Annotated in this window: 16 protein-coding genes; 1 reads left to right on the top strand and 15 read right to left on the bottom strand. The window is 69.6% G+C overall.

Translation table 11 applies throughout. From position 1 onward, the window contains the following. Window positions 1–18: 18 nt before the first annotated feature. The 9 genes from TTY48_RS19920 to TTY48_RS19960 all read right to left on the bottom strand — a co-directional run bounded on the left by TTY48_RS19920 (window position 19) and on the right by TTY48_RS19960 (window position 7,457). Window positions 19–1,758 (bottom strand): condensation domain-containing protein, encoded by a 1,740-nt coding sequence (locus TTY48_RS19920; RefSeq protein WP_220659355.1) that lies wholly within the window; start codon window positions 1,756–1,758, stop codon window positions 19–21. A gap of 50 nt (window positions 1,759–1,808) precedes the next feature. Further along, window positions 1,809–2,924, bottom strand: coding sequence for a glycosyltransferase (locus TTY48_RS19925; protein WP_255585847.1), 1,116 nt, complete (start codon window positions 2,922–2,924; stop codon window positions 1,809–1,811). Further along, complete coding sequence (locus TTY48_RS19930; RefSeq protein ID WP_220659356.1) at window positions 2,921–3,157, bottom strand: acyl carrier protein; 237 nt, start codon at window positions 3,155–3,157, stop codon at window positions 2,921–2,923. The genes TTY48_RS19925 and TTY48_RS19930 overlap by 4 nt, the downstream gene beginning before the upstream one ends. A 199-nt stretch (window positions 3,158–3,356) precedes the next feature. Beyond that, on the bottom strand, window positions 3,357–4,253 hold the full coding sequence (locus TTY48_RS19935) for an amino acid--[acyl-carrier-protein] ligase (protein WP_220659357.1): 897 nt from the start codon (window positions 4,251–4,253) through the stop codon (window positions 3,357–3,359). A gap of 10 nt (window positions 4,254–4,263) precedes the next feature. Then, window positions 4,264–4,713, bottom strand: a complete 450-nt coding sequence (locus tag TTY48_RS19940; RefSeq protein WP_220659358.1) for a DUF350 domain-containing protein — start codon at window positions 4,711–4,713, stop codon at window positions 4,264–4,266. Next, entirely contained in the window at window positions 4,710–5,915 is a 1,206-nt protein-coding gene (locus TTY48_RS19945) for a glutathionylspermidine synthase family protein (protein WP_220659359.1), read from the bottom strand. Before TTY48_RS19945 ends, TTY48_RS19940 begins: the two co-directional genes overlap by 4 nt. Window position 5,916: 1 nt before the next feature. Further along, window positions 5,917–6,699 carry a hypothetical protein gene (locus TTY48_RS19950; RefSeq protein WP_220659360.1) on the bottom strand — a complete coding sequence of 261 codons (783 nt, stop codon included), beginning with the start codon at window positions 6,697–6,699 and terminating at the stop codon, window positions 5,917–5,919. Window positions 6,700–6,732: 33 nt separating this feature from the next. Further along, window positions 6,733–7,020, bottom strand: coding sequence for an acylphosphatase (locus TTY48_RS19955; protein WP_255585848.1), 288 nt, complete (start codon window positions 7,018–7,020; stop codon window positions 6,733–6,735). Continuing rightward, window positions 7,020–7,457 carry an OsmC family protein gene (locus tag TTY48_RS19960; protein ID WP_220659361.1) on the bottom strand — a complete coding sequence of 146 codons (438 nt, stop codon included), beginning with the start codon at window positions 7,455–7,457 and terminating at the stop codon, window positions 7,020–7,022. Before TTY48_RS19960 ends, TTY48_RS19955 begins: the two co-directional genes overlap by 1 nt. Before the next feature lie 63 nt (window positions 7,458–7,520). Between TTY48_RS19960 and TTY48_RS19965 the strand changes: the two genes are divergently transcribed. After that, window positions 7,521–8,015, top strand: coding sequence for a hypothetical protein (locus TTY48_RS19965; RefSeq protein ID WP_220659362.1), 495 nt, complete (start codon window positions 7,521–7,523; stop codon window positions 8,013–8,015). Between the two features lie 16 nt (window positions 8,016–8,031). On the opposite strand, the gene mutM is transcribed toward TTY48_RS19965, so the two are convergent. The 6 genes from mutM to rsmD all read right to left on the bottom strand — a co-directional run bounded on the left by mutM (window position 8,032) and on the right by rsmD (window position 12,240). Beyond that, the gene (gene mutM / locus TTY48_RS19970) at window positions 8,032–8,892 is read right to left on the bottom strand and encodes a bifunctional DNA-formamidopyrimidine glycosylase/DNA-(apurinic or apyrimidinic site) lyase (protein ID WP_220659363.1); all 861 of its coding nucleotides are present in this window, start codon (window positions 8,890–8,892) and stop codon (window positions 8,032–8,034) included. Next, window positions 8,892–9,656: a ribonuclease III gene (gene rnc, locus TTY48_RS19975; protein WP_220659364.1), complete on the bottom strand. Its 765-nt coding sequence runs from the start codon at window positions 9,654–9,656 to the stop codon at window positions 8,892–8,894. The genes mutM and rnc overlap by 1 nt, the downstream gene beginning before the upstream one ends. Then, window positions 9,653–10,240 (bottom strand): DUF177 domain-containing protein, encoded by a 588-nt coding sequence (locus TTY48_RS19980; protein WP_220659365.1) that lies wholly within the window; start codon window positions 10,238–10,240, stop codon window positions 9,653–9,655. Before TTY48_RS19980 ends, rnc begins: the two co-directional genes overlap by 4 nt. 72 nt (window positions 10,241–10,312) lie before the next feature. Next, window positions 10,313–11,104: a DivIVA domain-containing protein gene (locus tag TTY48_RS19985; RefSeq protein WP_220659366.1), complete on the bottom strand. Its 792-nt coding sequence runs from the start codon at window positions 11,102–11,104 to the stop codon at window positions 10,313–10,315. Window positions 11,105–11,206: 102 nt separating this feature from the next. Continuing rightward, a complete protein-coding gene (gene coaD / locus TTY48_RS19990; RefSeq protein WP_220659367.1) occupies window positions 11,207–11,683 on the bottom strand; it encodes a pantetheine-phosphate adenylyltransferase in 477 nt (158 codons plus the stop codon). Then, a complete protein-coding gene (gene rsmD, locus TTY48_RS19995) occupies window positions 11,680–12,240 on the bottom strand; it encodes a 16S rRNA (guanine(966)-N(2))-methyltransferase RsmD (RefSeq protein ID WP_220659368.1) in 561 nt (186 codons plus the stop codon). The genes coaD and rsmD overlap by 4 nt, the downstream gene beginning before the upstream one ends. Between the last annotated feature and the right edge of the window lie 5 nt (window positions 12,241–12,245).

A 12,245-nucleotide genomic window follows, 5' to 3' on the forward strand; every position in this document is an offset into this window, starting at 1 on the left:
CGGAATTGCTCGTACCGCTCACGATGTGGCCTTCGCACCCGGACCGGTGAACCGCAGCCGGACCTCGTTGGGGCAGGCCGCGCGCAGCACGTCGGGGAGATCGTCGGGTGCATCGGCGCTCACCGTGACCACGGCCCGGACCGGCGGGCCCACGGTGATCCGGACATCGTCGACGTGGTCCCCGCGCAGGATGTGCCGTATCTCGCCGAGTTCGACGAATCCGCCGTGGACGCGCACCCGCTCGGCTCCGGTCCCGCGGTACACGCACCCCGATTCGGTGAGCTCCACCCGATAGTCGGTCGGCACCGCACCGTGCTCGGTGAGCAGGGTGACCCAGCCCGCGCTGCCGAACAGCGCCGGATCACCGAGATCGGTGGTCACCGTCATCCCGTACACGCCGTTCTGTCCGCCCGCACGCGCCAGCTCGACGGCGTCGGTCGGAGCACCCCACACCGGTTCTGCCGCATCGGCGTTCGGCGCGAGCTCGAGCGTCACGCCGGGCGTGCCGGCGAGCGCGCGGTGCGCCTGCGCCTCGGCCGGTGTCAGGGCACTGATCTCGCTGAGCGGGCGATCCGGTGCGCCGGCCGTGGCATCGAGCCACCGGGCGAGCCGGTCGGCATGCGTCCGCGCCCGCACCGGCGAATACAACTGCGGGTTGAACTCCGTGAACAGGATGAGGTCGCCCGCTCCGGTCTGCGTGATGACCACCGAGACGTCGCTGACCGGACCGTAGCCGTGGACCCGGGTGTTCCACTTCTCGTTCTCGGGGTCCGGCCGCAGGAAGGGGATCACGTTCACGGTGGGCCCGTACAGCCTGCCCGCGCGGATCGCGCCCGGCATCGATTGGAACAGCTCTCGAGTGTCGACGCGGCCGCGGCCGGCACGCGTGATCCCCGCCGAGACCTGATTCGCGAGTTCGGCGCCGGTCGCCGTCTCGCTCACGTCCAGCCGGATCGGCACCACGTTGGTCATCGTGACCGCGGCGGCGCGCTCGCGCTGGTTCAGCCGGTTCACCATCACCGAGCCGATGATCGACCGCCGGTTGCCGGTGTAGCGCGCGCAGTACGCGCCGACCAGCCCGAGGAGGTGGTGCGGCCACTGCCGCCCGGACGGAGTGATGTGGAGATCGTGACGAAAGGTGACGGGATCGGGAGCCATCGCCGCCGTCGCGGAGGTGAGTGACAGCTGCGGGTTCGCCCAGCCCTCGGTGGACAGCAGGGACGACCACATCTCCAGGTCCACCGGGAAGGGTTCGCGGTTCGCGAGCAACTCGTCGACCTCGACGAACTCGAAATGCTCCGGTTCGCGTCCCGCCAGCAGGGCCACATAGACCTTGGCGAGGCGATTGCGGAACAGGGCGGCGGCGTAGCCGTCGAGGACGGCGTGGTCACCGAACATGGCGTATCCCACCCGGCCGTCCACCTCGACCGTCCATTGTTCGCCCAGCGCAGTACCGTCCAGCAGGTAGGGCTTCCGGAACCGCTCGTTCCCCCATGTCAGGAATTCGCCCTCGGACGCGAAGGTGAGGTGTCCGCGAAAGGGCAACGGGCCGTAGTCGACCTGTAGGTTCGCGCCCTCGGACAGGATGCGCAGGCCCAGGCTGCGGCACTCGTCGGTGGTGCGGTGCAGCGCCTCGGTGAACACCGCCAGATCGGCGCCCGCGGGCAGCAGCGACGAGGTGCCGATCGTCATCAGCGAGGTACCCGGTGCGTCATTGCGGCCCCGCACGAAATTCATCTGTTCCGGGAGCAGCCTCACCGCGCCAGAATAGCCGACGGCGGGCGCATCGCCGGGGTCGAATCGCGAGGTCACAGCGACTCCACCACGGTTCGCATCTGCTGGCGGAACCGCTTAGGGCAGAAGCTTTCCGCCCTGGCGCGGATCACCTGCGGATCGAACGACTCGTCGCGGAATCCCGACATCGCGGCGGCGAATCCGGCGACGACGCCGTCGTCGTCGCTCGGTGGGACCAGCACGCCGGTCACGCCGTCGATCACCGAATCGAGCACGCCGCCCTCACCGAGCGCGATGACCGGGGTGCCGCACGCCATGGCCTCCACGGGCACGATCCCGAAGTCCTCGACTCCCGGCATCAGCACCGCCCGCGCGCGCTGCATGAGCTGCACCATGCGTGCATCGTCGACCCGCCCCACGAACGTGGTCTCGGGGCCGGCGAATTCGCGGCACCGTTGCTCCCACCGGCCCTCGCCCGCCACGATGAGGCGGACCCCGGCGGCCCGCGCCGCGCGTACTGCAAGGTCGGCGCGCTTGTAGGGCACCAGCCGGCCCGCCATGAGGAAGTAGTCCTCCCGCTCCCCCGCGGGCCCGGTACTGAATCGGGTCACGTCGACGGGCGGATGGACGACCTCGGCCTCGCGGCCCCACCACTGTTCGATCCGGCGGGCCACCACACTCGAGTTCGCCACGATCCGGGTGAAGCTCGGCGCCGCGGCTCTCTCGACGGCGCGGGCCTGCTTCGCCAGCAGGGCCAGCGCCAGGCGGCCGGCCGGCGAATTCGCCTCACCCGCCCGGAGGGTCGAGTCCCAGGCCCAGCGCGCGGGCGAGTGCACATAGCCGACGGTCGGCACGCCCACCGTCGGCGCGGCGGCTGCTGCCAAGGCGAAGTGACTGATCACCACGGCATCGACATCGCCGACGTCGACCCCGCGAAGAGCAGCGGGGGCCAGGGGCATCAGCGGCGCGTGCGAGCGGAGGCCGCCGGCCCGGTACGCCCGGTACAACCGATCGAGCCGCGTCGCGCGAAGCCGGCCCGCGAGCTCGACCGGCACGATCGCGGGATCGGCGAACGGGACGTACACGGGCGCATCGGGCCACTCCCGGAGCAACTCCTCGATGACGGACTCCGCGCCCCCCATCTCCGTCCACCGCTCGTGGACGATCGCGATCCGCGATCCCGAACTCACGCTCGGAGCCCGTCGATCATCTCGGTCAGCGCGCCGAGCGATCCGAAGGTCTCCTTCTTGAGTAGCCGATCAGGGATCTCGATATCGAACTCGTCCTCGATGGCGACCATGACGGCCACGCTGGCGTGCGAGGTCATTCCGAGTGCGTAGAGATCGTCGTCCGTAGCGATGGAGTTCGCATCCACGGCGAGCTTGCCGTATTTGCCGAGAATGGAGCGCAGCGTCTGTTCCACGGCGCACGACCCCCTCTGATCGATTGTGCCGACAGTGAAGTATTGCTACATGGGTTGCCCATCCGGGCGACCAGTCATGTCAAGCTACACCAGCGTCACGAAGATACGCGATGCGATCGCAACGAGTCGCCGCGGTGTGCGCACGGGCCCTCCGTCGGTGACCACAACCCCTGCACGGACGCGCACGTCGGACCGGTGATCACACCCACGACGGGGTCACACCGTGCGTGCGCACCATCGCCAGGACGATCCGTTCGATCCCGAAGCCCACGCACGAGCTGTGCGCCGGCGCGCCGTCGGACTGGAGGATGTCGAACCTCTGTCCGAAGTGATCCTGGTGGTTGTTGCAGGAGGCGACGGCGGTCGCGGGGTTGTCCGGCCCGTACAGCGGTATCACCAGTTCCGTCTTCAACGCCTGGTCGAGTTGGTTGGCCTTGAGCATCCTTCCGGCCCGACCGAAGAACGGATCGTTCGCCGTTTCGGGCCGCACATCCAGTCCGAGATCGCTCAGCACCGCGGTGGCGCGGCGGATCCACTCGTCGGCGTGCTCCACGGCCTGCGCGGCATCGCCGACCCGCACGTAGTCGTGCGCGCGGAAGGCCTGCATGCGGAGGGGGTCGATCGCGGGCTCGCGGCGGAAGCAGTACCCGTAGACGTCCAACAGGGCGCCCTCGGACGGCAGCGTCCCCGTGAGCGTCGGATAGGCCGGCTGACACGCTGCCGAGACCAGAGCGACCCCGGACGGGCTCAGGTGCCGCTCCCACCCCAAGCCCTCCTCCCGGTCCGCCAGGAGGGCCCGGTGCTCGGGATCGCCGCCGTCGAAGGAGTGGACGCTGCCCGCGAGATCGGGGAACGAGGCGACGTAATCGGTCCGGTCGAGCGTCTCGCTGGGGAAGACCGGAGGAAACCGCAGGGTGCGGGGCCGGGTGGCGAAGGCCGCAGCGGCTTCGGTCGACACCCGCGCATCGATCTTCGCGACCACGGCTTCGAACTGCTCACTTCGGCCGTAGAGGCCGTCCATCCCGGTGGGGACGAGCCAGTCGTGCGCGATCAGGTCGTCGCGGAACCGGCGCCGCGCCTCGTCCAAGCTCGACATCGGGGGCCGGTTAGAAGACTGCCATCGCCACGATCAGGCCGAGGGCCACGTGGCAGGCGGCGATCACGCGGGCCTGCGGCAGGAAGACGTCCGCGTGCATGAGCTCGTCCAGGTCCACACCGGTCACCAGGTCCAACACCCGCACACACACGATCTGCGCGATGATGCCCACCAGGCCGTAGATGAGCGCGTAGGTCACGCCCTCCACGAGGCGACCGCCCGCGGCGTAGATCGCCACCACGATGATGAAGGCCATCGAGAGCATGCCCGCGGCGGTGATGTAGGTGGCATTGGGCTTGCCCGCCTTCACCAGCTCACGCAGCTTGCCCGGGGTCGACAGGTCGACCGCGTAGAAGCCGACGACCATGAGGACGAGGCCCACGAGCGCGTACAGGCAGATCGCGCCGATACCGCGGCCGATCGTGTTCAGCTGCACATCGGCGAGGAGTGTCACGTTCACGAGGCGGGGGTCCCTTTCGGAGTGATGCGGTGCGGTACGAAGGCGGCACCGTCGTCGGTGATGAGGCCGGAGGTCTCACGGATGCCGATGCCGGCGGGCTCGTCGCCCACGATCCAGGCGCCGATCACGGGATGGTATCCGTCGAACTCGGGCAGCGGGTCGAACAGCTGGTACACGTAGCCCTCGGCGCCGTAGACACCGCCGGTGGCGGTCTCGCGTCCGGCGTCCACGATGGTGAGGTTCGCTCCCTCACGTCCCAGCTTCGGCTTCTTCACGTACTCGGTGAGGAAGCCCGGGTTGTCGATGTAGGCGGGCAGCAGATTCGGGTGGTCGGGGAACATCTCCCAGAGCACCGCGAGGATCGCCTTGTTCGACAGGATCGTCTTCCACAGCGGTTCGATCCACGTGGTGGCCGGGAGCGATTCGGCCACGCGCTTGCCGAAGTCGTCCTCCAGCACCCACTCCCACGGGTAGAGCTTGAAGACGGCGTTGATCGGGGCGTCCTCGAGATCGACGAAGGTCTTGAGGTCGTGATCCCAGCCGATGTCTTCAATGGGCAGTCCCACGGTGTCGAAGCCCGCCTCGGCGGCGGTCTCCTGCAGGTAGCCGGTGGTCACGTGATCCTCGCCGGATTCATCGGCGCTCGACCAGGAGAAGTGCAGCTCCGACGGCGGGATGACCTTCTTGACCTCGGCCCAGCGCTCGACGAGGGACTCGTGCAGCGAGTTCCACTGGTCGTAGCCGCCTTCGTCCCACGGACGAACATCCGGCGCGGTCTCCTGGAACCAGTACCACTGCACCACAGCCGCTTCCAGCAGCGAGGTGGGCGTATCGGCGTTGTATTCGAGGAGTTTCGCGGGACGGCGTCCGTCGTAGCGCAGGTCGAACCGGCCGTAGACGTGGGGGTCCTGCCGCTTCCAGGACTCCTCGATCGGTCCCCAGGCCCACTCGGGAATGCCGAAGTCGGCGTACCGCTCGGTGAGGATCACGTTCTCCACGGCCTGCAGGCACATCGAATGCAGTACTCCCACCTGGGCTTCCAGGGAGAGGACCTCGTCCATGTCGAACTCGTAGAAGACCGACTCGTCCCAGTACTCGCGGCTACCGCCGGAGCCGTCGCGCGCGGGCGTGCCGAACACCAGTCCCTGCGACTGGATCGTCTGGCGCCAGTTCGGGCGGGGCGTTCCCCGCATTCGCCGCACGTCAGGACCCGCCGGACTTGGAACCACCGCTGGAGCCGCCCTTGTTGGACGTTCCGAGGCCACCGCGATCGATGTTCTTGCCTCCGTTGTTGCTGTTGCCCGCGTTCGTGCCGCCCTTGTTCGAGCCGCCCGAGTTCGCCGCCGGCGGTGGGGGCTTGCTCCCCGCGTTCGACTGACCGCTGTTGTTGAACGAGGTGGCCTTGCCCGGATCCACGGCCGCACCGGACTGCGTGCGGAAGTTGGTGTTCGCGGGCCGGTCGTAGGAACCGCCGACGACGCGGCCGTTCGCGACGGCGCCGCCGTAGTTGTACCGGTAACTCATGCCGTTGAGCAGAATGAAACCCGTGACGGGGTTGTATGTTCCGGACGAGCAGTAGTTGTCGGAGACGACCTGTCCGTCGACGGTGCAGTAGGCCGTCTCGGTGCGGGCCGGCACGGAGCCGCCGTTGTCGTCGGGAATGGCGGCGTACAGCAGCGCGATGGTGCCGACGACGCCGACGCCGACGCCCGCGCCGATCATCTGCTTGCGGCGGCGTGCCTTCTTCGCGAGCGCCTCGGCTGCCTCACGGGCCTGCTGCTCCTGCTCCTGGACGCGCTGGCGCTGCGCCCGGGTACGGGCGCGGGCCTCGGCCACGGTCTCCGGGCGGGCGCGTGTGGTCTCGTCCTGCTGGCGCATCCGGCCGGGGCGCCGGGGCTCGTCGACGGTGTCCGGCAGGGACACGGTCGGCGGCATGCCGGGCACCGGAGGCAGATAGTTCGACTCCGGCCCGGGGATGTCTCCCACCGGCCTGTTCTCAGGGACGGGCGGCTGCATCGCTCACCTCTCCTCGAAGTACGGGAGCCCACCGCGCGCGGGCCCGAACAACTCCACCACCAGGTCGACGCGACCGGGACCATCGCCCGACCACAGCCGCTCGAGCAGAGTGTCGCATGCGGATCGATCCCCTTCGACCACCACCCGGACCCTCCCGTCCGGCTGATTGGCAGCGTATCCGAGCAGGCCGAGTTCCAGGGCCTGCGTCTTGGTCCAGTAGCGGAATCCCACTCCTTGGACTCCACCGTGCACCCAGGCCGTCATGCGCGCCTGCTCATCGACCACGGACATCACTCCGTGGTGATGTCGAGATTGACGACGGCGCCCGCCTTGATCGTGCGCCCCACGGTGCACACCTGGTCGATGGACCGCCGCGCCACCAGGAGGAGCCGCTCACGCGCCTCCTCGTCGAGCTCGGAGAGGTCGAGTTCCAGGACCTCGTTCAGCTCGGGGTAGGTCTCGTTCTCGCGGTCCGCGTCGCCGGAGACGCGGACGGTGGCGTCGTACCCGTCGCCGAGGCGGCGCGCCAGCGGACGGTCGGAGGCCATCCCGGTGCAGGCGGCGAGGGCGATCTTCAGCAGCTCACCGGGCGTGAACACGCCCTCGACATCGGCGGAGCCGACGAGCACCTCGGCACCGCGGGAACTGCGGCCCACGTAGCGGCGCACGCCGGTGCGCTCCACCCACAGTTCGGTCGCAGGGGTCGGGGCGGTCGGATCGTCGGCCATGCGACCAATCTACCCGCACCGTCGGCCTTCCCCGGGTTCGACGGCCAGCGGTACGGTCCTTGCATGCGGACACGATGGTGGATCTTCCTCGGTTCCGTCCTTCTCTGCGGCGCCGCGCTGACGTGGGCGGCGGTGTCCGGTCCCGATCCGTTTCCGACCCACTTCTCCTTCCGCGGCGATGCCACGTCGTGGGCCCCGAAAAGCGAGGCGCTGACCACCCTCGGCCTGCTGGCGGGCGGGCTCGCGATCCTGTTCGGCGGACTCGCGGCGTTCGCACCGAAACTGCCCGATTCGGCGATCAACACCCCGCGTCGCGGGTACTGGTTGACACCGCAGCACCGCCCGGAGTTCGACGCGACCATGTCCCGGTTCTTCCTCGCCATCGGCGCCCTGACGCAGCTCATGTTCGCGGGCATCTTCCTGTGCGCGACCGCGCAGCCGAGCGGCGGCACCGTCGCCCTCGTTCCCGCGATCGGCCTGCTCGCGATCCTGGGCGTCGTCGTCTATCTCGTGCAGCACCTGCTCACCGCGCCCGCCCGGTCGTCGTCGCCGTCGTGATCGCCGGCGATCGCGGTCAGCGGCGCGGCACGGTCTGGCAGGTGGGACAGAAGTGCGATCCCCGGTTCATGAATTGCTCACGCCGCATGATGGTTCCGCAGCGGCGGCATGGCTCACCGTCGCGCGCGTAGGCGTTGAGGGATCGCTCGAAGTAGCCGGATTGCCCGTTGACGTTCACGTACAGCGCATCGAAGCTGGTGCCGCCCTGGTCCAGTGCCCTACGCATCACGCCGGTGGCATCGTCGATGAGCCGGCCCAGCGCGGGCTTGGTGAGCGCGGAAGCGTGGCGCCGCCCGTGAACGCCGGCGAGCCACAGTGCCTCGTCGGCGTAGATGTTGCCCACGCCGGAGATCACCGTCTGGTCCAGCAGGACGCGCTTGATCTCCGTGTCCTTGGCCTTCATCCGGCTGATCACTGCGGCCCGGTCGAATCGCTCGTCCAACGGATCCCGGGCGATGTGCGCCACCGATTCCGGGACGAGGGTGCCATCCACCTCGACGAGCGGGTCCACCGCCCAGCCGCCGAAGGTGCGCTGGTCGACGAACCGGAGCACGGCACCGTCGTCGAGCCCGGCCCGGATGCGCAGGTGCGTGTCCAGCCCCTCGCCCACCAGCATCTGACCGCTCATGCCGAGGTGCACCACGACCGCGGTGTCGGCGGGCCGGCCGCCGCGCTCGAGCGGGAGCCAGAGGAACTTGCCCCGGCGCTCGGCCGACGAGACCGTGCTGCCGGTGATCTGACCGATCAGGTCGGCGTCGCCCGCCACGTGGCGGCGCGCGGCGCGCGGGTGCAGCACCTCGACCGAGGTCACCGTGCGACCCACCAGGTGATCCGCCAGACCGCGGCGCACCACCTCGACCTCGGGCAGTTCGGGCATCAGGCCGGCTCGGGTGCGGCCGATTCCTCGGATCCGGCGGTGACGGAATCGTCGGCGTCCAGCGCCTTCCAGGCCGCGGCGGCGGCCCTCTGCTCGGCCTCCTTCTTGGTGCGGCCCACGCCCTCGCCGAGGTCGCGCTCGTCCACCACGACCACGGCGGTGAACTCCTTGTCGTGGTCCGGGCCCGTGGAGGTGATCCGGTAGGCGGGCACCCCGAGGTCGCGCTCGGCGGTGAGCTCCTGCAGGGAGGTCTTCCAGTCGAGCCCGGCGCCCATGGTGGACGAGGTGTTCAGCATCGGCTCGAACAGGCGCAGCACCACGTCACGGGCGGTGTCGATGCCGTGCTCGATGTGGATGGCGCCGAGCAGAGCCTCCATGCCGTCGGCGAGGATCGAGTCCTTGTCGCGGCCGCCGGTGAGCTCCTCGCCGCGGCCGAGGTACAGGTGCGCGCCGAGGCCGCCCTCCCCCAGCTTGCGGGCCACCCGGGCCAGCGCGTGCATGTTGACGACGCTGGCGCGGATCTTGGCGAGTTCACCCTCGGGCTTGTCCGGATGCGTGGTGTACAGCCACTCGGTGACGGAGATACCCAGCACGCTGTCGCCGAGGAACTCGAGGCGCTCGTTGGTGGGGAGCCCGCCGGCCTCATAGGCGTACGAGCGATGGGTCAGGGCCAGGGTGAGCAGCTCGTCGTCCAGCCCGACGCCCAGTGCCTCCAGCAGCGGGGTGCGATCCGACGCGGGCGGCGCGGGCAGACGCTTGCTCACGTGCGGTCGGCCTCGCCCTCGGCGGCGCCGGGGCCGAACTTCGCGAGCTTGGCCCACCGCGGGTCGATCTGCTCGTGGGCGTGGCCGGGCTCGAGCTCGGCGAGACGCTCACCGCAGCCCTGGCACAGGCCCGGGCAGTCCTCGGCGCACAGCGGGGAGAGCGGCAGTTCCAGCGCGACGCCGTCGATGATGGCCTGCTCGAGATCGATCATGTCGTCGTCGATGCGGAACATCTCATCGTCGTCGGTGGTCTTGTCGGTCTCACTGTCCGGGTACGCGAACAGCTCGGTGAGGAACAGGTTGACCGCGCCGGAGACGTCGGCGAGGCACCGCGCGCACTGTCCGGTGGTGTCGGCGCTCACGGTGCCGGTCACCAGCACGCCCTCGGAGACCGCCTGCACCTGGAGATCCATGTCGATCTCCTCGCCGGTGTCGATGCCGATGAGGTCGACGCCGATCCGACCGGGGGCGGCCACGGTGCGGTGCACCTGCGCCGATGTACCGGGCCGGCGGCCGAAGCTGCGGACATCGAGGACGTACGGCTTACCGGCCGGCTGACGTACGGCCGTCTGGATTTCGTTCACAACTACCTCGGTGTAGGTCGACGATTCGAGTCAAACACCCGAGTGTACGTCCGATGCGGTGTGGTGCGCCAGCTACCGCGCCTCGGCGCGGGAATCGGCGAATTCCTCCAGGTAGCCGTCGGTGGCGCCGTGGTCGCTGTAGTCGTGCACACCGGCCGCGGTGCGCAGCTGCTGACGGCCGCGGTTCACCGAGCGGACGGTGGCGCCGAGCACCTCTTCGAACTGCGCGAGCTTGGTGTCCACGTACACGTCGCACTCGCCACGCAGCCGGTCGGACTCGGCGTGGGCGGCGTCGATGATGCGATCCGATTCGGCCTTGGCGGCCGCGACCACCTCGGTGGCCGAGACGAGGCGCTCCTGCTCGGCGATGCCCTCGGCAACCGAGCGCTGGTAGGTGGCGTTGCCGTCGGCGGTGAGACGGTCGGCCTCGGCGCGGGCGCGGCCGGTGACGGCCTCGTACTCGCGCTGGGCGCCGCGGCGGATGCGCTCGTCCTCGGCGCGGGCCTCAGCGACCAGGCCGGTGGCGTGCTGGTGCGCCTCGGCGACCATGCGGTCCGCCTGCGCCTTGGCGTCGGAGAGGATGCGATCGGCCTCGGCGCGCGAACGGCTCAGCGTGGCGTCGGCCTCGGAGTTCGCCTGGTTGACGGTGGTGTCGTAGTGGGTACGCGCCTCGCTGACCAGGCGATCCTTCTGATCGAGCACGTCCTGTGCGTCGTCGAGGTCGGCCGGGAAGGCGTCGCGGATGTCGTCGAGGAGTTCGAGGACGTCGCCGCGCGGTACGAGGCAGCCCGCGGTCATGGGGACGCTGCGCGCCTCCTCGAGGATCGCTCCCAGCTCGTCCAGCGCTTCGAAAACTCGGTACACGGCCTTACCCCTTCGCCCACGGTCACCTCGTGGCGACCGCTACACCATTGTGACGCGTGGTGCCGCTGATTCGTCGGATCCGCCCGGGCGCGTGTCGGTGGTTCAGCCGCCGAGCTTGGCGTCCAGCGCGGCCTGCACGTTGGCCGGGATCAGCGCCGAGACATCACCGCCCAATTTGCGCACCTCCTTGACCAGGGAACTCGACACGTACGAGTACTGGGGTGCGGTGGTGAGGAAGGCGGTCTCGACGTCGGTGAGGTGCATGTTCATGCCCGCCATCGGTAGCTCGTAATCGAAGTCGGTGGAGTTGCGCAGCCCCTTCACGATGCAGGCCATCCCCCGATCGCGGGCGTAATCGACGAGCAGGCCCTCCCACCGTTCGACGGTGACGCCCGGCAGGTCGGCGATGTTCTCCTCGATCAGCGCGATCCGCTCGTCGATCGAGAACATCCCCTGCTTGTTGGGGTTGACCACCACGGTGATCACCAGCTCGTCGAAGAGCTTCGCAGCGCGGCGGAAGATATCCAGGTGGCCGTTGGTCATCGGGTCGAACGATCCGGGGCAGCACGCCTTACTCATGCCGGTAGATCCTGCCAGACGGCCATCTCGATGCGGGTCTCCCCGTAGTCGCGGTTCATGACGGGTTCGAGTCCGTCGGGCCAGGTCGCCGACGGTGTGCGCGCCGACCGCTCCAGCACCACGTAGGCGTCGGGATTGAGCCATCCGTGCGTGAGGGCGGCCAGGTCGGCGTCGACGGTGGCGGCCGGCACGTCGTAGGGCGGGTCGAGGAAGACGAGGTCGAAGGGCTCGGGCGTGCCGCCGAGGTAGCTGCCCGTGCTCCCCCGGCGCACCGTCGCCCCCGGGAGGCCGACGGTGCGGGCGTTGTCCTTGGCGATCGCAGCGGCCTTGGCGTCGTGATCGACGAGGACGGTGCGCGCCGCGCCACGGGACAGCGCCTCCAGCCCGAGCGCGCCGGATCCGGCGTAGAGGTCGAGGACGGCGAGGTCGTCGAAGTCCAGGCGTGCGACGAGCGCGCTGAAGACGGCCTCGCGCACCCGGTCCGAGGTGGGGCGGGTGCCGCGGGGCGGCACCGCGAGCCGGCGCCCGCGGGCCGCCCCCGCGATGATCCTGGTCATGGGAC

The organism is Tsukamurella sp. TY48, assembly GCF_019656655.1.
GTDB classification, from domain to species: Bacteria; Actinomycetota; Actinomycetes; order Mycobacteriales; family Mycobacteriaceae; genus Tsukamurella; species Tsukamurella strandjordii.